The 19,434-nt window shown below is 42.0% G+C and carries 22 protein-coding genes; 17 read left to right on the forward strand and 5 right to left on the reverse strand.

The window, feature by feature from the left end; all coding sequences use genetic code 11:
• Nucleotides 1–179: 179 nt before the first annotated feature.
• Genes ACOVQQ_RS04950 through mvaD form a run of 3 tightly spaced genes read right to left on the reverse strand, consistent with a single transcriptional unit; the run spans nucleotide 180 to nucleotide 3,128 of the window.
• Nucleotides 180–1,091 (reverse strand): geranylgeranylglycerol-phosphate geranylgeranyltransferase, encoded by a 912-nt coding sequence (locus ACOVQQ_RS04950; protein WP_421817211.1) that lies wholly within the window; start codon nucleotides 1,089–1,091, stop codon nucleotides 180–182.
• 6 nt (nucleotides 1,092–1,097) lie between these two features.
• Nucleotides 1,098–2,036, reverse strand: coding sequence for a mevalonate kinase family protein (locus tag ACOVQQ_RS04955; protein WP_421817212.1), 939 nt, complete (start codon nucleotides 2,034–2,036; stop codon nucleotides 1,098–1,100).
• A 15-nt stretch (nucleotides 2,037–2,051) separates the two neighbouring features.
• The gene (gene mvaD, locus ACOVQQ_RS04960) at nucleotides 2,052–3,128 is read right to left on the reverse strand and encodes a diphosphomevalonate decarboxylase (protein WP_421817213.1); all 1,077 of its coding nucleotides are present in this window, start codon (nucleotides 3,126–3,128) and stop codon (nucleotides 2,052–2,054) included.
• A 56-nt stretch (nucleotides 3,129–3,184) separates the two neighbouring features.
• Between mvaD and ACOVQQ_RS04965 the strand changes: the two genes are divergently transcribed.
• The 17 genes from ACOVQQ_RS04965 to ACOVQQ_RS05045 all read left to right on the forward strand — a co-directional run bounded on the left by ACOVQQ_RS04965 (nucleotide 3,185) and on the right by ACOVQQ_RS05045 (nucleotide 17,559).
• Nucleotides 3,185–3,670 (forward strand): TspO/MBR family protein, encoded by a 486-nt coding sequence (locus tag ACOVQQ_RS04965; RefSeq protein ID WP_421817214.1) that lies wholly within the window; start codon nucleotides 3,185–3,187, stop codon nucleotides 3,668–3,670.
• Nucleotides 3,671–3,790: 120 nt separating this feature from the next.
• Nucleotides 3,791–4,156, forward strand: coding sequence for an NADH-quinone oxidoreductase subunit A (locus ACOVQQ_RS04970; RefSeq protein WP_298148375.1), 366 nt, complete (start codon nucleotides 3,791–3,793; stop codon nucleotides 4,154–4,156).
• A 25-nt stretch (nucleotides 4,157–4,181) separates the two neighbouring features.
• Complete coding sequence (locus ACOVQQ_RS04975) at nucleotides 4,182–4,733, forward strand: NADH-quinone oxidoreductase subunit B (RefSeq protein ID WP_094487063.1); 552 nt, start codon at nucleotides 4,182–4,184, stop codon at nucleotides 4,731–4,733.
• Nucleotide 4,734: 1 nt separating this feature from the next.
• The gene (locus ACOVQQ_RS04980; RefSeq protein ID WP_421817215.1) at nucleotides 4,735–5,256 is read left to right on the forward strand and encodes an NADH-quinone oxidoreductase subunit C; all 522 of its coding nucleotides are present in this window, start codon (nucleotides 4,735–4,737) and stop codon (nucleotides 5,254–5,256) included.
• Between the two features lie 15 nt (nucleotides 5,257–5,271).
• Nucleotides 5,272–6,507: an NADH-quinone oxidoreductase subunit D gene (locus tag ACOVQQ_RS04985; protein ID WP_421817216.1), complete on the forward strand. Its 1,236-nt coding sequence runs from the start codon at nucleotides 5,272–5,274 to the stop codon at nucleotides 6,505–6,507.
• A gap of 7 nt (nucleotides 6,508–6,514) precedes the next feature.
• On the forward strand, nucleotides 6,515–7,045 hold the full coding sequence (gene nuoE, locus ACOVQQ_RS04990) for a complex I 24 kDa subunit family protein (protein WP_298148362.1): 531 nt from the start codon (nucleotides 6,515–6,517) through the stop codon (nucleotides 7,043–7,045).
• Nucleotides 7,045–7,338, forward strand: coding sequence for a nucleotidyltransferase family protein (locus ACOVQQ_RS04995; protein ID WP_421817217.1), 294 nt, complete (start codon nucleotides 7,045–7,047; stop codon nucleotides 7,336–7,338). Before nuoE ends, ACOVQQ_RS04995 begins: the two co-directional genes overlap by 1 nt.
• Nucleotides 7,328–7,690, forward strand: coding sequence for a DUF86 domain-containing protein (locus ACOVQQ_RS05000; protein WP_421817218.1), 363 nt, complete (start codon nucleotides 7,328–7,330; stop codon nucleotides 7,688–7,690). The genes ACOVQQ_RS04995 and ACOVQQ_RS05000 overlap by 11 nt, the downstream gene beginning before the upstream one ends.
• 1 nt (nucleotide 7,691) lies before the next feature.
• Complete coding sequence (nuoF, locus tag ACOVQQ_RS05005; protein ID WP_094487059.1) at nucleotides 7,692–9,059, forward strand: NADH-quinone oxidoreductase subunit NuoF; 1,368 nt, start codon at nucleotides 7,692–7,694, stop codon at nucleotides 9,057–9,059.
• Nucleotides 9,060–9,090: 31 nt separating this feature from the next.
• Nucleotides 9,091–10,134, forward strand: a complete 1,044-nt coding sequence (locus tag ACOVQQ_RS05010; protein WP_421817219.1) for a 2Fe-2S iron-sulfur cluster-binding protein — start codon at nucleotides 9,091–9,093, stop codon at nucleotides 10,132–10,134.
• A gap of 3 nt (nucleotides 10,135–10,137) precedes the next feature.
• Nucleotides 10,138–11,190 carry an NADH-quinone oxidoreductase subunit NuoH gene (gene nuoH, locus ACOVQQ_RS05015; RefSeq protein WP_298148358.1) on the forward strand — a complete coding sequence of 351 codons (1,053 nt, stop codon included), beginning with the start codon at nucleotides 10,138–10,140 and terminating at the stop codon, nucleotides 11,188–11,190.
• Between the two features lie 260 nt (nucleotides 11,191–11,450).
• Entirely contained in the window at nucleotides 11,451–11,996 is a 546-nt protein-coding gene (locus tag ACOVQQ_RS05020) for a NuoI/complex I 23 kDa subunit family protein (protein ID WP_094487054.1), read from the forward strand.
• Complete coding sequence (locus ACOVQQ_RS05025) at nucleotides 11,996–12,517, forward strand: NADH-quinone oxidoreductase subunit J (protein ID WP_298148357.1); 522 nt, start codon at nucleotides 11,996–11,998, stop codon at nucleotides 12,515–12,517. The genes ACOVQQ_RS05020 and ACOVQQ_RS05025 overlap by 1 nt, the downstream gene beginning before the upstream one ends.
• Nucleotides 12,517–12,837, forward strand: a complete 321-nt coding sequence (gene nuoK, locus ACOVQQ_RS05030) for an NADH-quinone oxidoreductase subunit NuoK (protein WP_094487052.1) — start codon at nucleotides 12,517–12,519, stop codon at nucleotides 12,835–12,837. The genes ACOVQQ_RS05025 and nuoK overlap by 1 nt, the downstream gene beginning before the upstream one ends.
• A gap of 3 nt (nucleotides 12,838–12,840) precedes the next feature.
• Complete coding sequence (gene nuoL, locus ACOVQQ_RS05035) at nucleotides 12,841–14,727, forward strand: NADH-quinone oxidoreductase subunit L (protein ID WP_421817220.1); 1,887 nt, start codon at nucleotides 12,841–12,843, stop codon at nucleotides 14,725–14,727.
• A gap of 9 nt (nucleotides 14,728–14,736) precedes the next feature.
• Nucleotides 14,737–16,179 carry a complex I subunit 4 family protein gene (locus ACOVQQ_RS05040; RefSeq protein ID WP_421817221.1) on the forward strand — a complete coding sequence of 481 codons (1,443 nt, stop codon included), beginning with the start codon at nucleotides 14,737–14,739 and terminating at the stop codon, nucleotides 16,177–16,179.
• Between the two features lie 9 nt (nucleotides 16,180–16,188).
• Nucleotides 16,189–17,559: an NADH-quinone oxidoreductase subunit N gene (locus ACOVQQ_RS05045; RefSeq protein ID WP_421817222.1), complete on the forward strand. Its 1,371-nt coding sequence runs from the start codon at nucleotides 16,189–16,191 to the stop codon at nucleotides 17,557–17,559.
• On the opposite strand, the gene ACOVQQ_RS05050 is transcribed toward ACOVQQ_RS05045, so the two are convergent.
• A complete protein-coding gene (locus ACOVQQ_RS05050) occupies nucleotides 17,548–18,759 on the reverse strand; it encodes an NAD(P)/FAD-dependent oxidoreductase (RefSeq protein ID WP_421817223.1) in 1,212 nt (403 codons plus the stop codon). The genes ACOVQQ_RS05045 and ACOVQQ_RS05050 overlap by 12 nt on opposite strands.
• Nucleotides 18,749–19,426 carry a glycerophosphodiester phosphodiesterase gene (locus tag ACOVQQ_RS05055; protein WP_421817224.1) on the reverse strand — a complete coding sequence of 226 codons (678 nt, stop codon included), beginning with the start codon at nucleotides 19,424–19,426 and terminating at the stop codon, nucleotides 18,749–18,751. The genes ACOVQQ_RS05050 and ACOVQQ_RS05055 overlap by 11 nt, the downstream gene beginning before the upstream one ends.
• Between the last annotated feature and the right edge of the window lie 8 nt (nucleotides 19,427–19,434).

The raw sequence follows: 19,434 nt of genomic DNA on the forward strand, positions 1-19,434 counted from the left end.
GTTGTTTTGTGCACGAATGCCGCAGCCCCGATGGCAACGAAAAGCTTTTGCGTTTGGTACGCTGCGAGAAACGCTTTGTGGCGGCGACCAGCGGAAGCCGTGGCAAAGCGATTTTCGAGCGCGCAGCAAACGGAAAACTTGCAGTGAACAGCGGGAATTGCTGCCCAAATAATCGAAATCTACAACAATTTTTTGCCGTGGTACAGTACACCTGGATCGATGAGTACAATGCAGAAAACGCCTGCGACAATTAGTGCTTTAATGCCGTTGTGAACCAATAAATAGCGACTTTTTTCGCTTTTTTTCCAGAGTAATATGTTTAGAACCGTGAGTACGATTAAGGAAACGTATAAGTATAAATCCATGTAGCCAACATCGTAGCGTTCGATTAACAAATACACGGGAATGAGCGTGAGCAGCGAGGCTGTTGTAAATGCTTGTTTGCTTTTAGACTCGCCGTATTCAACTGCAATAGTGTGGTAGTTGTTGGCTAGATCGCCGGTTAGGTTTTCTAAATCTTTTACAATTTCGCGCATGAGGAGCAGCAACCACAAAAAAGTAGCGTGTCCGAAAATCACGGGTTCGAAATTTTTGTAGTAAAGCAAAATAGCGAAGAATGGGAAAATGGCGAGGAGTGTCGACATTAAATTCCCTACCAGTAAGTACTTTTTGACTTTATGCGAGTAAAACCAAATCAGGAAAATATAAACGCTAAAAAACGCTGCCGCGCGCCAGGATACGATAAAGGCAATGGCTACTGCGATGAAATTTAGCGTAAAATACACACGCAATTTGGTGCCTTGGGATACCAAACGATCGAGCAAGGATTTTCGCGGTCGGTTTATTAGATCTTTTTGCGAATCGTAGAAATTATTGATAATATAACCCGAAGCAATTGTGATAGCCGAGGCGAGTACAATGCACAGCAATAGCGGGTCGAGCAGTACATGTAGCGCACGCATATCGCCAGCAAGAATAAAAATAGCCGATAAATACTGCGCAAGGAAGATAATAGGAATATTGTAGCCGCGAACGACCGAAAACAAGCTGACGCATTTCATCAGCAAGCGTTTGTTTTTGCGGCTAAGCATTTGCTTTTAGAAGCGGTACACCACTTCGAGCTTGTAGTTTTTGAGTGCTTCGGCAGCTTTTTCGTAATCTTGGGTAAAGCCTAAGATGTAGCCACCGCCACCAGATCCGCACAACTTCAAGTAGTAATCGTTGGTTTCGATACCGCGTTCCCAGATTTCGTGAAATTGAGAAGGAATCATGGGTTTGAAGTGATTGAAGGCAACTTTAGAAAGTTGTTTGGTATTTTCGAAAAGCGATTTTAAGTCGCCCGCCAAGAAGTTCTCCACGCAGGCATCGGTATATTTGACAAACTGATTTTTCAGCATGTTTCGGAAACCTTTATCTTTTAGGTTTTCCATAAAAATCTGAACCATAGGCGCAGTTTCGCCCACAATTCCGCTATCGAGTAGGAAAACGGCGCCGCTGCCTTCTGGGCGTTGGGTCGGAATTCCGGTTGCTTCGATGTTATCTTTCGAATTGATGAGAATCGGAATGCTGAGGTATGAATTTACGGGATCGAGTCCGGAACTTTTCCCGTGGAAGAACGATTCCATATTTGCGAAAATCTCTTTCAATCGCAACAGTTTCTCACGGGTTAAGTTTTCAAGTACGCTGATTTTAGAAAGCGCGTATTTATCGTAAATGGCAGCTACGAGTGCACCGCTACTTCCAACGCCGTAACCTTGTGGAATCGACGAATCGAAGTGCATGCCCGCTTGTAAATCGCGATCGAGACTTTCGAAATCGAATTGCACCAATTCGGGTTGTTGCTGCGTGAGTTCTTTCAAGTAGTTAGTGAAGCGAATCAAACTTTGGTTAGATGCTTTTGCTTGTTCGGTTGAAGCGCCATCAATTTTCAGCGCACCGTTATAAAAGTTGTAAGGAATGGATAAACCTTTTGAATCTTTGATGATTCCGTATTCTCCGAACAGTAATATCTTAGAGTAAAAAAGTGGTCCTTTCATGTGGTTGATTTTCTGTTAGTTCAACTTTTGCGCTCCGTTGCCAACAGTATCACAAAGGTACTGCTGATTTTGGCAAAATTCAACAAGATTTTCCTTAATAAATTCTAAAATTTCACTTTTAATGCTTTCAGGATAAAGTAAGTGAACATTAGCACCGGCATCGAGTGTGAAACAAACGGGTAATTTACTGCTTTCGCGGAAGCGACGAACTCGCTCAATTATTTGTAACGTATTGGCATGCATCAGGATAAAAGAAGGCGTTGAGGTGAGCATCATGGCATGTAAGGTCAGTGCTTCGCTTTCGGTTATTTCGATGAATTTATCGAGATCGCCTTGTTCTAATGCTTTTGAAATTATTGCCAGATTGCGGTGCGCTTGTTCAAATCGACTTGCGGCAAACGGATGGTTGTTCATCAGTGCGTGTCCGGCTGTGCTAGAAACTACTTTCTGACCGACATCTACCAGCATGATGGTGTCTTGAAAGTTGTGAAAAACCGCGTGTAGATTTTTTGGAAAAGCGATGCCGTACAAATCGGATGCCGCTGGAAAAGTTTCATTTTTTCCCCAAATGACGGGGTTTCCAGATATACTTCGGCAGGCGCTTCCCGAGCCAATTCGAGCTAAAAACGAAGCTTTTTTCAACAAGTGTTCTTCGTTCGGATGGGAACTGAGTTGGCGTTCGATGTCGCAAATGTTCATCGCTAAAGCTGCCAAAGCCGAGGCCGATGAAGCAATGCCCGACGAATGTGGGAATGTATTTTGGGAATCGATTTTAAGTGTTAAACCGTTCAAGAACGCGCAGTAGGGAAAAATCTTGTCGAAAAACGTTTGTAATTTGGGTAAGAAACTCGGTTTACGTTCGCCTTCGAAATAAAAATCAAATGAAAACTGATTTGCGAAGCTTGCTTCTACAGAAGTGATGGTTTTGCAGTCGTTCAGTGTGAAACTAATTGACGGATTTGCTGGGGTTTGATCCGGATTTTTCCCCCAATATTTCACTAAAGCAATATTACTTGGCGCACTAAACGTAGATTTGTGCTGAAAATTTGCGGTAGGAATTAAGTTTGTGATAAAATCTTCGTGAAGCTGCATGAAGTTTTTGCGCAAAGATAATACAAAGCGCGTGTATCAACTTTCATTTTATACGTATGAAGATAGGAAGAGATTTGGCAGTAAAAAGTGCAACTTTGATTGCCACTACATTGGGAATCGGATTTTTAGTCGGGCAGGTAACGCGTCCGGGAATCGAAACTTGGTTTGTTTTTTTAGAAAAACCGTTTTTCAATCCGCCAAACTGGTTGTTTGCGCCAGTTTGGAGTGTTTTGTACGTTTTTATGGCCATAGCTGCTGCTCGAGTATGGAGTAACACAAAATCGGAAGTGGTTGTGATCAGAAAAGCACTTTTATTTTGGTGGATTCAATTGGCCTTGAATACGGCATGGTCGTTTTTGTTTTTCGGATTGAAAAATCCGCTTTTGGCATTAGTTGAGATTGTTTTATTAGAATTGCTGATTTACGAAACCTACCTGCAATTTCGGAAAATCGATGTCGTTTCAGCTAAGTTGTTGATTCCGTATATGATATGGGTTGCTTTTGCGGCAATTTTGAACGCCTCGATTTGGTGGCTGAACTAAAAAGCGGACATATTATTTATAATCATTAAAAATAAACAACTTTAATATTTGTCGAACCTAATAAGGTTGTTAATATCCGCGTTGCCGTTTATCTTTGTGGGCAAAAATTTAAACAAAATGATGCAATCTTCTCAGGTTGATTATGTTCCGATTTTGATGCAGATGTTGTTAGCGGTAGGATTCGTTGCGCTAACCATTGTGGGTTCGAGTTTTCTCGGTCCGCGTCGGATGTCGAAGAACAAAGACAAAAATTTTGAGTGTGGAATTGAGTCTATTGGAAATGCTCGGATTCCGTTTTCTGTCAAGTATTTTCTCGTAGCCATCTTGTTTGTTTTGTTTGATGTGGAAGTAATTTTCTTGTATCCGTGGGCGGTCAATTTCAAGGCTATGGGTATGGAAGGCTTTCTTAAAATGGGCATCTTTATGGCTTTGTTGTTGGTTGGTTTCTTTTATGTAATCAAGAAAAAAGGTTTGGAGTGGGAGTAATCCTTAACGTAACGATGATACAACTATGAGCGATTCAAAAATAATTACCAATGCACCTGCTCCAGAAGGCTTTGCCGGAGAGGGTTTTTTTGCAACTAAACTCGATTCAGTAGTAGGATTAGCGCGTGCTAATTCGCTTTGGCCTTTGCCTTTTGCAACTTCTTGTTGTGGTATAGAATTCATGGCTACCATGGCGTCTCATTACGATGTGGCGCGTTTTGGTTCGGAGCGTATGAGTTTTTCACCACGTCAGGCCGACATGCTTCTGGTAATGGGAACTATCGCAAAAAAAATGGCGCCCATTTTGCGTCAGGTTTACGAACAAATGGCAGAGCCTAAATGGGTTATATCTGTTGGAGCCTGCGCGTGTTCGGGCGGAATTTTCGACACCTACAGCGTACTTCAAGGAATTGATAAAGTAATTCCGGTCGATGTTTACGTGCCAGGTTGTCCGCCGCGTCCGGAACAAATTCTCGACGGTATTATGCGTTTGCAAGATTTAGTGAAAAGCGAGTCGGTACGTCGCCGCAGTTCACCTGAGTACACTGAATTATTAGCCTCATACAACATCCAATAAAATGGGTTTAGAAAACCAATTTATTCACGAAACGCTGCTTGCCAAGTTTGGGGACAGCGTTTCCGACTTTAATCAAATTCACGACATATTAACTTTTGAAGCTGAGCCAGCTGCAATCAAAGAGGTGATTCAGTTTTTGAAAAGTGAACCGTCATTGAACTTTAATTTTTTAACCGATTTGTGCGGCGTGCATTATCCGGAAGCTAGTGAAGACCGGCAGTTTGCAGTGGTATATCATTTGCACAATTGGTTTGAAAACGTTCGTATTCGCATCAAGTGCTTTTTGAGTGGTGCGCAGCCGGAAATTCCTACGGTATCTGATTTGTTTCGAAGTGCAAACTGGCAAGAACGCGAAACCTACGATTTTTACGGTATCCGTTTTATGGGACATCCGCAGCTTAAGCGCATCTTAAATATGGATGAAATGACGGTGTTTCCGCTTCGTAAAGAATATCCATTAGAAGATGGTGGTCGTACCGATAAAGACGACCGTTTCTTTGGAAGAACTACAGATAATTGTTAACCTAAAAGCAGTACCATGTCAGAGTTACTTTTACCACCAGAACAACGTTTTGCTACAATTATCGAAAAGCATAAAAACGACGACGGCAGTGAGCTTTCCATCCTCAATTTAGGACCTACCCACCCAGCAACCCACGGAATATTTCAAAATATTTTGTTAATGGATGGAGAGCGTATTATTGAGGGCGAAGGAACGGTTGGGTACATTCACCGCGCCTTCGAAAAGATTGCCGAAAACCGTCCGTTTTATCAAATTACGCCACTTACCGACCGTATGAACTACTGTTCGTCGCCAATCAACAACATGGGTTGGTGGATGACTTTAGAGAAGGCATTGGGAATTGAAGTTCCGAAGCGTGTTCAATACATGCGCGTAATCGTAATGGAACTCGCTCGTATTGCCGACCACATTATTTGTAATTCGGTTTTAGGAGTTGATACGGGTGCTCTAACGGGTTTCTTGTATGTGTTCCAGTATCGCGAGAAGATTTATGAGATATACGAGGAGATTTGCGGTGCACGTCTTACAACCAATATGGGCCGAATCGGTGGTTTTGAACGCGATTGGTCGCCGAAAGTTTTTGAAAAAATTGAGAAACTTTTGGAAGAGTTTCCACCAATCTGGACCGAGTTTGAAAGCTTACTCACGCGAAACAGAATCTTCATGGATCGTACCATCAACGTGGGTGCGATTTCAGCCGAAGACGCTATGAATTTCGGATTTACAGGTCCGAATTTACGTGCAACCGGAGTTGATTACGACATTCGTGTGATGCAGCCGTATTCTTCTTACGACGATTTTGATTTTGAAATCCCTGTTGGAAAATCAGGCGATACTTACGATCGTTTTTGTGTACGTAACGCCGAAGTTTGGGAAAGTTTGAAAATTATCCGTCAGGCTATCGACAAGATGCCAGAAGGTCCGTATCACGCCGACGTTCCAGATTATTACCTTCCTCCAAAAGATGAAGTATACAATACTATGGAAGGCTTAATCTACCACTTTAAAATTGTAATGGGCGAGGTGCCGGTTCCGGTTACCGAAGTATATCATCCAGTAGAAGGCGGAAACGGAGAACTCGGGTTTTATTTAATTACCGATGGAAGTCGCACACCTTACCGATTACACTTCCGACGTCCGTGTTTTATTTACTACCAAGCCTTTAATTATATGGTGAAAGGTGAAATGTTATCCGATGCGATTGCAACACTTTCAAGCTTAAATGTAATTGCTGGCGAATTAGATGCATAACGAAATTATGGAAAGAAAACAGTACCATCAAGAAATCAATATAACACCTGAACTTCAAGCACGCATCGACGAGTTGATTTCGCGTTATCCAGCGGATAAACGCAAGTCGGCTTTGTTGCCTGTTTTACACGAAGTGCAAGATGCGCACGACAATTGGTTGAGCGTACCGCTTCAAGATAAAGTTGCCGAAATTCTGGGTATTAAGCCTATCGAGGTATACGAAGTTGTGACCTTTTACACCATGTATAATCAGCGTCCGATTGGCAAGTATATGTTCGAGTTTTGTCAAACTTCGCCTTGCTGTTTGAACGGTGTGGAAAACTTAATGGATTATACCTGTAAGAAATTAGGTGTTAATGTGGCAGAGCCAACTGCCGATGGCTTATTTGAAGTACGCGGAGTAGAGTGTTTAGGAGCTTGCGGATACGCACCAATGATGCAGTTGGGCGATTTCTACGTGGAGCATCTCAATGAAGAAAAGATCGATCAGTTGATCGCAGATTGCAAAGAAAATAAGATAACCTTACACGATAAGTAATGCAATTGTCAGCCTCTCAAGTTGAACAAATACGAACTTTCTTCCGGGATAAACCGGTACATAAAGTATATTTGTTCGGATCTTACGCACGAGGCGAGGCAGATGAAAATAGTGATATTGATTTACTTATCGATTGGGATTATGCTAGAATGAAAGGTTTTGATTTTGTGACTTGGTGGGATGAGATCAAGGTAATTTTAAAAAAGGAAGTTGATTTTGTATCTGCGAAGTATGTTTCTCATTTAATTGAGGAGTATATAAATAAAGAAAAGATCTTGATTTATGAAGCCTAGATTATCAGATAGTATAAGGATAGAACACATCCTCGAGGCGATTTGTGATTTAGAGTTTTTTATGAAAGATGTGAGTTTTGAGTTTTTTGAATCAAATAAAGAAAAGCAAGCTGCGGTTGAGCGAAAACTAGAAATAATTGGTGAGGCTGCTAACAAGCTTTCTGAAAGGATTTTTTATCATCCACAGATTTCAACACCATGGCGAAAGATTGTCAATACAAGAAATATTATTATTCATGAATATTTTAAAGTTGACATCGAAATTGTTTATAAAATAGCAAAAGAGGAAATAATTCCACTGAAAAGTGAAATTGAAGAAATACTAAATAATTTAGAGCAATATTTATCATAATATGGCACAAAAAATTTTACTGGATAAGATCAACGTTCCTGGAATTAAGACTTTCGAGGTGTACCGTCGGGAGGGAGGTTATGCTTCCGTAGAAAAGGCACTGAAGAATATGACGCCGGACGAGGTTGTGGAAGAAGTGAAAACGTCTGGTTTACGCGGACGCGGAGGCGCAGGTTTCCCAGCTGGAATGAAGTGGAGCTTTATCGATAAAAAAAGTGGTAAGCCAAGACATTTGGTTTGCAACGCCGACGAGTCGGAGCCGGGAACTTTCAAAGATCGCTTTTTGATGGAGTACATTCCGCATTTGTTAATCGAGGGAATGATTACCTCTTCCTATGCACTTGGCGCGAATTTATCCTACATCTACATCCGTGGTGAGTATATGTGGGTGTACAAAATCTTGGAACGGGCTATTGCCGAAGCCAAAGCTGCAGGATTTCTTGGAAAGAACATCCTAGGTTCGGGATACGACTTAGAGTTACACGTGCACTGTGGTGCCGGCGCGTACATTTGTGGTGAAGAAACGGCATTAATCGAATCGTTAGAAGGCAAGCGTGGAAATCCGCGTATCAAGCCACCGTTTCCAGCGGTATCGGGTCTGTGGGCTAATCCAACCGTGGTAAATAACGTTGAAACGATTGCGGCAGTGCCGTGGATTGTGAACAACAGCGGTGCCGATTACGCTAAAATTGGCATCGGACGCTCTACAGGTACAAAATTAATATCAGCATCAGGAAACATTAAGAATCCAGGTGTTTATGAAATAGAATTAGGTTTGTCGGTTTATGAATTCATGAATTCCGACGAATATTTAGGTGGAATGAGTACCGATCGTCCGTTAAAGGCGTTTGTGCCCGGCGGAAGTTCTGTGCCGATTTTACCCGCGAATTTAATATACAAGACAGCAAACGGTGAAGATCGTTTAATGACTTACGAAAGCTTGAGCGATGGCGGATTTGCTACCGGTTCTATGTTGGGTTCGGGCGGATTTATCGTGTACGACGATCGCGCGTGTATTGTTCGCAATACGTGGAATTTTGCACGTTTTTACCACCATGAAAGCTGCGGACAATGTTCGCCTTGCCGCGAAGGAACAGGTTGGTTGGAGAAAGTACTGTACCGTATTGAAAACGGAATGGGTCGCGAAGAAGACATTGATTTGTTGTGGGATATTCAATCTAAAATCGAAGGAAATACGATTTGTCCGTTAGGTGACGCCGCTGCATGGCCAGTTGCTGCTGCAATTCGTCATTTTAGAGATGAATTTGAATACCATGTTCGTTTCCCTGAAAAAATAAAAAATCGCGACCATTTTGTAGCAGAGCCGTTTGAAAAGGTGAAGCATTTAGTGGCTGGAGTAGGAGTTTAAATACCAATTATTAGAAAGTAGATTTCATACAATGAAAGTAACAATAGACGGGCAACCGATTGAAGTAGAACCGGGAACAACCATCTTGCAAGCCGCAAGAATGTTGGGAGGCGAAAGCGTTCCACCGGCAATGTGCTACTATTCGAAACTAAAAGGAAGCGGCGGAAAATGTCGTTGTTGTTTGGTAGAAGTGAGCAAAGGTTCAGATGCTGACCCACGTCCGATGCCAAAACTTATGGCTTCGTGCGTTACCGGTTGTATGGACGGGATGGAAGTGAACAGCGCCAGTTCGCAACGCGTGCAAGACGCCCGTAAGTCGGTTACCGAATTTTTGTTAATCAACCACCCACTAGATTGTCCGATTTGCGACCAAGCCGGTGAGTGCGACTTGCAAAATCTAAGTTTCAAGCACGGTAAGAGCCAGACGCGCTTTATCGAAGAAAAACGCACGTTCGAACCCGAAGACATCGGACCGAATATCCAATTGCACATGAATCGCTGTATTTTGTGCTACCGTTGTGTGATGGTAGCCGATCAGCTTACTGATAATCGCGTACACGGCGTACTCGATCGCGGTGATCACTCTAATATTTCGACTTGCATCTCAAAAGCAATCGACAATGAGTTTTCTGGAAACATGATCGATGTTTGCCCAGTTGGTGCACTTACCGACAAAACCTTCCGTTTTAAATCGCGCGTTTGGTTTAACAAGCCGTTTAATGCTCACCGCGATTGCGATAAGTGTTGCGGAAAAGTTACCGTTTGGATGTTTGGAAACGAAATTCAGCGTGTAACGGGTCGTAAAGACGAATATCACGAAGTGGAAGAATTTATTTGCAACGAATGTCGTTTTGAGCACAAAAACGTTGCGGATTGGGTGATTGAAGGTCCACGTAAGTTTGAAAAAGATTCGGTTATCAACCAAAATAACTATATACGTCCGTTGGACAAAGTAGTAATTGCTACGGAAAAAAATATTTTGAAAGGTCGCGACCAAGATCGCAAGAAAATCTCGATGACGAGTGTACCTTTGAAGCCGGAAGAGCAAGAAACGTTTTTAAAAGGAAACCTATAGTCTATGGATAGTGCAATCATTATAGAAAAGAGCATTTTCATTGTAGTCATTTTCGCGATTACGATGCTTATGGCTATGTATTCGACTTTAGCGGAACGTAAAGTTGCGGCTTGGTTACAGGATCGTATTGGTCCGAACCGCGCGGGTAAAGGCGGTATTTTACAGCCACTTGCCGACGGTTTGAAATTATTTAGCAAAGAAGAATTTTTACCGGATACGCCAAACAAATTTTTATTTATCGTAGGCCCGGGAATTTCGATGAGCGTGGCATTAATGACCAGCGCCGTGATTCCGTGGGGCGATAAGTTGGAAATGTTTGGAAGAACAGTGATCTTACAAGCAACCGACATCGATGTGGCTTTATTGTACATCTTTGGCGTTTTGTCGGTTGGTGTTTATGGAATTATGATTGGCGGTTGGGCATCGAACAACAAATTCTCGTTGATGAGTGCTATGCGTGCTGCCAGCCAAATGATTTCTTATGAAATTGCAATGGGATTGGCCATTATTGCTTTGTTAATGATGAGTGGTTCGTTGAGCTTACGCGAAATCGTGGCGCAGCAGCCGGGCATGCAGTGGAACGTGTTTTACCAACCGATTGGTTTTGTAATCTTCTTGGTTTGTTCTTTCGCAGAAACCAATCGTACGCCTTTTGATTTAGCGGAATGTGAAGCCGAGTTAATTGGTGGTTATCACACCGAGTATTCGTCGATGCGTATGGGATTCTATCTCTTTGCTGAGTACGCGAGTATGTTTATTTCCTCGACAATTTTGGCGACCCTGTACTTTGGTGGATACAACTATCCAGGTATGGAATGGGTGGTTAACAACTGGGGTGTAAATCCGGCTAATATCTTAGGAATAGTTGTTTTATTTGCGAAAATATGTTTCTTCATCTTCTTCTTTATGTGGGTAAGATGGACGATTCCTCGTTTTCGTTACGATCAGCTGATGCGTTTGGGTTGGAAAATATTGATTCCGTTGGCAATTGTGAACATATTTTTGACGGGCGTATTTGTATTGAAGAGCGAGATTTTAGAGGCGTTAGGATTTTAATCGGAAACGATTGCCCTAGCCCCGATAGGAGCGGCATCCTTTTTTATGGAGCTTCGCGGAATAAAAAAGATACAGCGGATAGCGGGAATAGCTTCAAAAAAACGGAATATTCTTGAGAAGCGAGATGCGAGTCCCGATGGCTATCGGGAGAGAAACGAGAAGCGAGATTTGAAAAGGATTTAGTTCCGAAAGTAAACGGGACACCTTGTTTAAAATACTAAGACAGATAGAGTCTATAAAAACGAAAAAGTAAATTAGAGATGGCAATAGAAACGATTTCATTATCGGGACGCAAAAAAGAGGTGGTGAACAAAAAGATGAATTTTTGGGAAGGCCTTTATTTAGTTGCGATTATTAAGGGATTGTTTATCACAATCAGGCACTTATTTAAGCGAAAAGTTACCATCAAATATCCAGAGCAAGTGCGTGAGCGCAGCGATGTGTATCGGGGTCAGCATCAATTAAAGCGCGATGAATTGGGTCGTGAAAACTGCACGGCTTGTGGTTTATGCGCTTTGTCTTGTCCGGCTGAGGCGATTACGATGACTGCAGCCGAGCGCAAGCCTGAAGAAAAGCATTTGTATCGCGAGGAAAAGTATGCTTCGGTGTACGAAATTAATATGTTGCGTTGCATTTTTTGTGGATTGTGCGAAGAAGCCTGTCCGAAAGACGCAATTTATCTTACAGAATCTAAGCAGTTGGTTCCAGCGATGTACGGTCGTGAAGACTTTATCTTTGGAAAAGACCGTTTGGTAATGCCTTTAACTCAGGCAATGATTAATGCTCAATCTCAAATGACACGTTAATGTCGGCAGTACTACTCACTTTTTACATCTTATCGGCAATCACGCTTGCTACAGCGTTTTTAACGATTTACAGCAGAAATCCGATTCACTCGGCTATTTATTTGGTGATTTGTTTCTTTACGATTGCCGGACACTATCTGCTACTCAACGCACAATTTTTAGCTATCGTTCACATCATCGTGTATTCGGGTGCAATTATGATTCTGCTTTTGTTTACGATCATGTTAATGAACCTGAACAAAGAAGACGAAGTGCACAAACCGCGTATCACTCGCTTAGGCGCTGTGGTGGTTTTTTGCTGCATGTGCCTGATTATGCTTACGATTTTTGTGAATTCGCAACCGGTGGCCGACTTGGTTCCGGCTAGTGGAATTGATTATCAATCGATTAAAGTATTAGGTCAAGTTTTACTTGATGGTGAAGAAGGTTATATGGTGCCGTTTGAATTTGCATCGATATTGCTTCTAGTAGCGATGATTGGAACTGTTTTATTGTCTAAAAAAGAAAAAGTACAACTATAATGCAGGACGTTTTAAATCAAGTTGGAATTAACAATTACATCTTTTTGTCGGTGTTGTTGTTCTGCATCGGAGTTTTCGGTGTGCTCTATCGTCGAAACGCGATTATTGTATTGATGTCTATTGAAATCATGCTCAATGCAGTGAACCTTCTTTTTGTGGCGTTTTCGACGTACCATGAAGATGCACAAGGACAAGTATTTGTATTTTTCTCGATGGCTGTAGCTGCAGCTGAAGTGGCCGTTGGTTTGGCTATTTTGGTTTCTATTTTCAGAAATATCGGGTCGATTGATGTGTCAAATCTTAAAAAGCTTAGAGGATAACTAATGGATTTATCGATTATTTTACTGCTGTTATTAGCTCCGTTAGGTGGCTTTTTAATCAATACTTTTTTAGGGAAACAACTCGGAAAAGGTGCTTCAGGTGCTATCGGAACTTTAGCTATTGTTATTAGTTTCGTTTGTACGTTGTTGCTGTTTTTGGGTTTGGAGCCCGGCGCGAATACGAAAGCCGATTTATTTCACTGGTTGACATTCCAAAACTTTAGTGTTGATTTTTCTTTCCAATTCGATCAATTGAGTTTATTGTGGTTGCTTTTCGTGACGGGTATCGGTTCGCTGATTCACTTGTATTCGATCAGCTACATGCACCACGATAAAGATTTTCATAAGTTTTTCTCGTATTTGAACCTGTTTGTCTTCTTTATGATCGTTTTGGTCAGCGGAAGTAACTTACCTATTTTGTTTATCGGTTGGGAAGGCGTAGGATTGTGCTCGTATTTGCTAATCGGATTTTGGTATAGCAATCAGGCTTACAACGATGCTGCAAAGAAAGCGTTTATCATGAACCGTGTGGGCGATTTAGGCTTACTTATCGGTATCTTCATTTTAGCAACCGTAGCTGGAACGCTCGATTATCAAGGTTTGGAAACATTTTTTCAAACGAAAGGTAGTTTGGTTGATTCTACTTGGTTGGCAGTTGCAGCACTCTGTTTGTTTATTGGTGCCTGTGGAAAGTCGGCACAGTTGCCACTATACACTTGGTTACCCGACGCTATGGCTGGTCCGACGCCAGTTTCTGCATTAATTCACGCAGCAACGATGGTAACGGCGGGTATCTTTATGGTTACGCGACTACATTTCTTATTTGATCTAGTTCCGGCCATTCAGAATGTTATCGCCGTAGTTGGTGTAGCAACAGCACTTTTCGCGGCTACGATTGGCTTAGCGCAGAATGATATTAAGAAAGTACTGGCGTATTCAACAGTTTCGCAATTAGGACTTATGTTCTTAGCCTTGGGAGTTGGAGCGTATGAAGTTGCCGTTTTTCATGTAATCACACATGCGTTTTTTAAGGCGTGTTTGTTCTTGGGTGCAGGTTCGGTAATTCACGCGAATTCCGACGAACAAGACATGCGAAAAATGGGTGGTTTGCGTAAAGTAATGCCAATCACATTCATTACCATGCTTATCTCGAGTTTAGCTATTGCGGGTATTTTTCCACTCTCAGGCTTTTGGTCTAAGGACGAAATTTTATTAGAAGCTTTCCATTACAGCATTCCGTTTTGGGCAGTAGCTTCGTTAGCTTCAATTCTAACAGCTTTTTATATGTTCCGTTTAATGTTCTTGACCTTCTTTGGTGAATTTAGAGGAACAGAACACGCAAAGAATCATTTACATGAAAGTCCTGCTTTAATGACGATACCTCTTGTTATTTTGGCAACTTTAGCTGCCGTTGGCGGATTAATCAGTATTCCAGGATCAAGTTGGTTGATGCACTTTTTAGAGCCTTTGCTTCATGCAGATGGTGCGCCAGAACTTCACGCATTAGATCAAACAGCGTATATCTTGATGGCCGTTGCCTCGGTAGGTGCGCTTGTTGGAATCTTTATCGCGTACAGAAAATACATTTCAAACAAAGAAGTTCCGGGTGAAGACAGCGAAGTAACTGGATTTACGAAAGTACTGGCTGAAAAATACTACGTTGACGAATTATACGACAGCGTTTTTGTAAAACCGATTAATTTATTGGCTCGTTTCTTCAGAGATGTGGTGGAAACGGCTCTAGGTTCGTTGGTATATGGATTCGGAAAAGCTGCTGCAGAAATCAGCAATCAGGGAAGAAAAGTACACAACGGCAGTATCGGATTGTACTTGTTCGTTTTTGTAATCGGATTCTGTCTTATAGTATCGTATTTATTTTTAGCTCAATAATCAGCACGTATGGAAGTTATCTACTTACTTATTTTACTTTTAGTGGGCGCCGGTCTTACCTATTTTTCCGGTGATAAAGCGGCATCTCGTGTTGCATTGTTGATCTCAACAGTAGCGTTCGGATATTCGCTTTATCTGGTTTCGCTGCACAACGGCGGCCAGTTGCCAGAAAATATTCATTTCGATTGGATTTCAAAGCCAAGCATTGGTTTCGATTTACGACTTGATGGTTTAGCACTTCTCATGCTGGTGCTCGCCACAACATTGCTTCCGCTAATTGTAGCGAGCGGCATCGAAACAAAATTCGCAAACGCAAAATCACTTTATGCACTTGTTTTGTTAATGGCATTTGCCATGTGCGGAACCTTTGTGGCTTCAAACGGATTATTATACTACATCTTCTGGGAAGTTGCCTTAATTCCGATTTACTTCATTGCATTAATTTGGGGAAGCGGCGATGCTGAAGAGCGCAAAAAGCAAGTGGTGAAATTCTTTATTTACACATTTGCCGGTTCGCTGTTTATGCTTGTTGGTTTCGTTTACTTGTATGGAAAAGCGGGAAGTTTGTTGCTAACCGATTTATATAATTTAGAACTTTCTTACAACGAACAGCTACTTGTTTTTGGAGGTTTCTTTTTAGCGTATGCGATTAAGATTCCGCTGATTCCGTTTCACACCTGGCAAGCAAACGTTTATCAAAAAGCACCTGCCATGGGAACCATGTTACTCTCGGGTATCATGCTTAAAATGGGATTATATAGTGTGATTCGTTGGCAAATTCCTATTTCGCCCGATGCATCGAAAGAGTTAATGCCTTATTTGGTATGGATCGGAATTGCTGGTGTTATTTATGGTTCTATTGTAGCTTTACGTCAGCGCGACGTGAAAAAACTACTTGCGTACTCATCTCTGGCACACGTAGGTTTAATTGCTGCAGGTTTCTATGGCTTAACTGCCGATGGCATTACTAGCGGTATCATTCAAATGTTTGGCCATGGTTTAGTCGTAGTTGGCGTTTTCTTTGCTGTTGAAGTAATTGAACGTCGTTACCACACGCGCGCCATCAGTGAGCTCGGCGGAATTAGAGCACAAGCCGTTAAGTTTGCTTCTGCTTTCTTGATTGTTACGCTTGCATCGGTTGCGCTTCCTGGTACTGTGAATTTCGTGGGTGAATTCGGATTGTTGTTTTCACTATCTACACAAAACGTTTGGTTTGCCGTTATCGGCGGTTTAACCATTGTATTGGGAGCTTACTATATGTTGAAAATGTATCAGCAAGTTATGTTGGGTGAGGCAAACAAAAAGCCTTTTGCCGATTTAACCATAACGGAGTCGCTTATTTTTGGCGCTCTAGCCGCTGTTATCTTCTTCTTTGGAATTTATCCGCAACCAATAAACGATTTGATTGCACCAGCCGTAAATGAAATTATCGCTCAAATTAGCACAAACTAACCAACCGGAATGAACACTTTAATAGCAATTACAGCACTTGGCGTTATTTGTCTGATATTCGAATTACTGAATCTCAGAAAGATTTTAGTTCCGTTCTCAATCGTAGCATTGTGCGGAATTTTATACCTAAATAGTCTAGATTATAACCAAACAGCTTCGTACTACAATAACATGATTGTAGTAGATAACTTCTCGGTGACTTTTACGGCTTTGTTTATCGTGCTTACAACCTTTTTGGTGGCCTTAGGATATCATTTTTACGACGACGTACCGGAGAAATTAAGCGATTTCGTTGCCATTAAAATTTTCTTGCTTTCAGGAGCCGTCGCTATGGTTAGTTTCGGAAATCTAGCGATGTTTTTCTTAGGAATTGAAGTACTTTCTATTTCTCTGTACATCTTAGCTGCAAGTCGCCGTTTGAATATTAAGTCGAACGAATCGGGAATGAAATATTTCTTAATGGGTTCGTTTGCTTCGGGTATCATTCTTTTTGGAATTTGCTTGATTTACGGTGCCATCGGTTCGTTTGATATGCGTGTGATTATGGAAGCTGCCGTTTCAGCCGACGTTGAAGAATGGTTCTACATCGGTGGAATTTTGCTCGCTATCGGACTCTTGTTCAAAATTGCAGCAGTTCCTTTCCATTTCTGGGCTCCCGATGTTTATGAAGGTGCACCAGCATTAACTACTGCAACAATGAGTACTTTGGCGAAGGTAACCGCTATGGCAACCTTCTTTAAGCTTTTCTTCGCAATGAGTGGTAATTTACCCGAAACGTCGCAAACGGTACTTATTGTGCTTTCTGGCTTGTCGATGACCGTTGGAAACATCATGGCGTTGCGCCAAGCGAATGTAAAACGTATGTTGGCTTTTTCAGGGATATCGCATGCTGGTTTTATGCTAATGACATTAATAGGAACTCAGATTTCTGCAGGAACGCTTCTTTACTACGGTACGGCTTATGCTTTCGCAGGAATCGGTGCATTTAGTGTTATTCTATACGTGTGCAGGCATTTAGAAAACGAAGATATCGTGAACTTTCAAGGTTTAGGAAAATCAAATCCTTTCTTGGCGTTCGTGCTCACCACTTCTTTACTTTCGATGGCGGGTATACCGATCTTTGCAGGCTTCTTTGCTAAATTGATGTTGTTTTCGCAAGTTTTAGAAAGCGGGCATCTGGCTTTAGTAATCGTAGCAGTAGTGAATTCGATTATCGCTGTAGGTTATTATTTCAAGCTGATTTTAGCGATGTACACTAAAGAACCGCAACACGAGAGAACCGGTCGTCCGTTTTATATCTACGCAGTGGCAACAGTTGCTTTGCTATTGAATCTGACGATTGGATTATTTCCGTCTTTAGTAACCGATTTATTGCGTTAATGCCATAGCGGCAAGAAAGCCGCCTGTCCACGCATTTTGAAAGTTAAAACCTCCTGTCACGGCGTCGATATCTAAACATTCGCCCACGATATAGAGGTTTTCTGTTTTTTTGCTGGAAAAATCTTTGAAGTTGATGTCTTTTAAAGAAACGCCTCCTGCGGTTACGAATTCTTCTTTAAACGTACTTTTTCCGTTGATTTGGTACGCATCGGAACGCAGCACCGTTGCCAGTACACGGTAATCTTTTTTGCTTAACTCGGCGATTTTCTTTTGCTGCGGAATGGCAGTTTTTTCCAGCAGAAACAACCAATGCCGGTTCGAAAATCCGAATAAATTGGTATTGACAATCGTTTTTTTGTGGTGTTCTAAAAGTAGGGTTCGCAGCTCACTTTCATAATCGGATGCGCTCGATTCTTCGTTGAGCCAATCGATTTGAATTTGAAAGCGGTACTCCAATTTCGCTAATTCACGGGCAGCAACGGCGCTCAATCTCAAAACTGCCGGCCCGCTAAATCCCCAATGGGTAATTAGTAAATTCCCCGCTTGTTTTAATTTCAGTTGTGGAATCGATACGCTAACATGTTTAGAAATTCCTGCAAGGGCTGTAATTTCTTTTTCAACTACATTGAATGTGAACAACGACGGAATGGGAGCGATGATATTATGACCGAGATTTTGTAAAATATCCCAAACTTTCGTACTCGAGCCTGCGGCAACGACGACTTTCTGTGCATTTATGAGCTGCGTTGTTGTTGTGATTTCAAAGCTTTCGACCGTTTTTTGAATGTCTTTTGCAACAATTCCCGTTTCGATGATGATGCCGAGTTTTCTGCATTCGTTTAGAAAGCAATCGATTATCGTCTGACTTTTATTGCTAATCGGAAACATGCGGCCGTCGGATTCGGTTTTTAACGCAACGCCTCGTGATTCGAACCACTCAATGGTTTGTTTCGGGCCAAATTTTGAAAACGGACCTAACAGTTCTTTTTCGCCACGCGGGTAATTCTTTACCAATTCACGCGGATCCATACAATCGTGCGTTACGTTGCAACGTCCGCCGCCGCTGATACGCACTTTCGAAAGCACCTCTTTTCCGCGTTCTAAAATCACAATTTTTAGTTTTGGATTTTGAGTTGCCGCATTGATGGCCGTAAAGAAACCCGCTGCGCCGCCGCCAATTATTGCAATATCACATTTCATTTAAAAGCGTAAAGTCGTCACTAATAATTCCGTCGATCAATTCGGTTTTTTTCCAAAATCGAAGGGCAGCCCGATCGTTTACCGTGTAGAGCCAGACTGTCAGCTTAGAATCAACGCAGCTTCGAGCGGTTTTTTCTTCCGCGAAAACGTGGTTTAAGACGACAAATTCGGGCTGTAATTCTGCGATATGGGCAATGTCTTGTTCATTTATATGTTCGAACAAACATCCGAATCGATAGCTACTTTGGGCAAATATCGGCCAATTTTCGGGTAAAAAACTCGTAAGTACAATTTGTTCTTTGGGGAATCGTACTTCAGCAAGGGTTTCATCTAAAAATGAAATCAAGGCTGCGGCTGCCGTCGTTTTTAATTCAATATTGTGCAGCAGATATGGAAAACGCTCTAATACGGTTCGCAATTTTGGAATAGTACTGCCGTCGCACATCCGAATTTGTTCTAGTAAGACAGTAGCTGTGTCGGCCACAAGAACGGCTTCTGTACAAGTACGTTTGGTCGAACGGTCGTGCATAATCCAAAATACGCCGTCGCGGTCTGTTCGAACGTCGTATTCAATACCATTGGCGCCAAATTCCGAGCAGTATTCAAAACCTTTTAGGCTATTTTCCAAAAACTGCTTCGGAATTCCGCGATGACCAATTTTTAGCATTTCGATAT

Origin of the sequence: Flavobacterium sp. (assembly GCF_049240005.1) — a bacterium.
In the GTDB taxonomy this organism is placed as follows: Bacteria; Bacteroidota; Bacteroidia; order Flavobacteriales; family Flavobacteriaceae; genus Flavobacterium.

Excerpts from the sequence above, each read along its gene's own strand:
- ACOVQQ_RS05020 (WP_094487054.1), top strand. The coding sequence starts at position 11,451 with ATGGCAATAGAAACGATTTCATTATCGGGACGCAAAAAAGAGGTGGTG.
- nuoK (WP_094487052.1), top strand. The coding sequence starts at position 12,517 with ATGCAGGACGTTTTAAATCAAGTTGGAATTAACAATTACATCTTTTTG.
- ACOVQQ_RS04965 (WP_421817214.1), top strand. The coding sequence starts at position 3,185 with ATGAAGATAGGAAGAGATTTGGCAGTAAAAAGTGCAACTTTGATTGCC.
- mvaD (WP_421817213.1), bottom strand. The coding sequence starts at position 3,128 with ATGCAGCTTCACGAAGATTTTATCACAAACTTAATTCCTACCGCAAAT.
- ACOVQQ_RS04975 (WP_094487063.1), top strand. The coding sequence starts at position 4,182 with ATGAGCGATTCAAAAATAATTACCAATGCACCTGCTCCAGAAGGCTTT.
- ACOVQQ_RS05025 (WP_298148357.1), top strand. The coding sequence starts at position 11,996 with ATGTCGGCAGTACTACTCACTTTTTACATCTTATCGGCAATCACGCTT.
- nuoH (WP_298148358.1), top strand. The coding sequence starts at position 10,138 with ATGGATAGTGCAATCATTATAGAAAAGAGCATTTTCATTGTAGTCATT.
- ACOVQQ_RS05055 (WP_421817224.1), bottom strand. The coding sequence starts at position 19,426 with ATGCTAAAAATTGGTCATCGCGGAATTCCGAAGCAGTTTTTGGAAAAT.
- nuoL (WP_421817220.1), top strand. The coding sequence starts at position 12,841 with ATGGATTTATCGATTATTTTACTGCTGTTATTAGCTCCGTTAGGTGGC.
- ACOVQQ_RS05010 (WP_421817219.1), top strand. The coding sequence starts at position 9,091 with ATGAAAGTAACAATAGACGGGCAACCGATTGAAGTAGAACCGGGAACA.
- ACOVQQ_RS04955 (WP_421817212.1), bottom strand. The coding sequence starts at position 2,036 with ATGAAAGGACCACTTTTTTACTCTAAGATATTACTGTTCGGAGAATAC.
- nuoF (WP_094487059.1), top strand. The coding sequence starts at position 7,692 with ATGGCACAAAAAATTTTACTGGATAAGATCAACGTTCCTGGAATTAAG.
- ACOVQQ_RS04985 (WP_421817216.1), top strand. The coding sequence starts at position 5,272 with ATGTCAGAGTTACTTTTACCACCAGAACAACGTTTTGCTACAATTATC.
- ACOVQQ_RS04950 (WP_421817211.1), bottom strand. The coding sequence starts at position 1,091 with ATGCTTAGCCGCAAAAACAAACGCTTGCTGATGAAATGCGTCAGCTTG.
- ACOVQQ_RS05050 (WP_421817223.1), bottom strand. The coding sequence starts at position 18,759 with ATGAAATGTGATATTGCAATAATTGGCGGCGGCGCAGCGGGTTTCTTT.
- ACOVQQ_RS05000 (WP_421817218.1), top strand. The coding sequence starts at position 7,328 with ATGAAGCCTAGATTATCAGATAGTATAAGGATAGAACACATCCTCGAG.
- ACOVQQ_RS04995 (WP_421817217.1), top strand. The coding sequence starts at position 7,045 with ATGCAATTGTCAGCCTCTCAAGTTGAACAAATACGAACTTTCTTCCGG.
- ACOVQQ_RS05045 (WP_421817222.1), top strand. The coding sequence starts at position 16,189 with ATGAACACTTTAATAGCAATTACAGCACTTGGCGTTATTTGTCTGATA.
- ACOVQQ_RS04970 (WP_298148375.1), top strand. The coding sequence starts at position 3,791 with ATGCAATCTTCTCAGGTTGATTATGTTCCGATTTTGATGCAGATGTTG.
- ACOVQQ_RS05040 (WP_421817221.1), top strand. The coding sequence starts at position 14,737 with ATGGAAGTTATCTACTTACTTATTTTACTTTTAGTGGGCGCCGGTCTT.
- ACOVQQ_RS04980 (WP_421817215.1), top strand. The coding sequence starts at position 4,735 with ATGGGTTTAGAAAACCAATTTATTCACGAAACGCTGCTTGCCAAGTTT.
- nuoE (WP_298148362.1), top strand. The coding sequence starts at position 6,515 with ATGGAAAGAAAACAGTACCATCAAGAAATCAATATAACACCTGAACTT.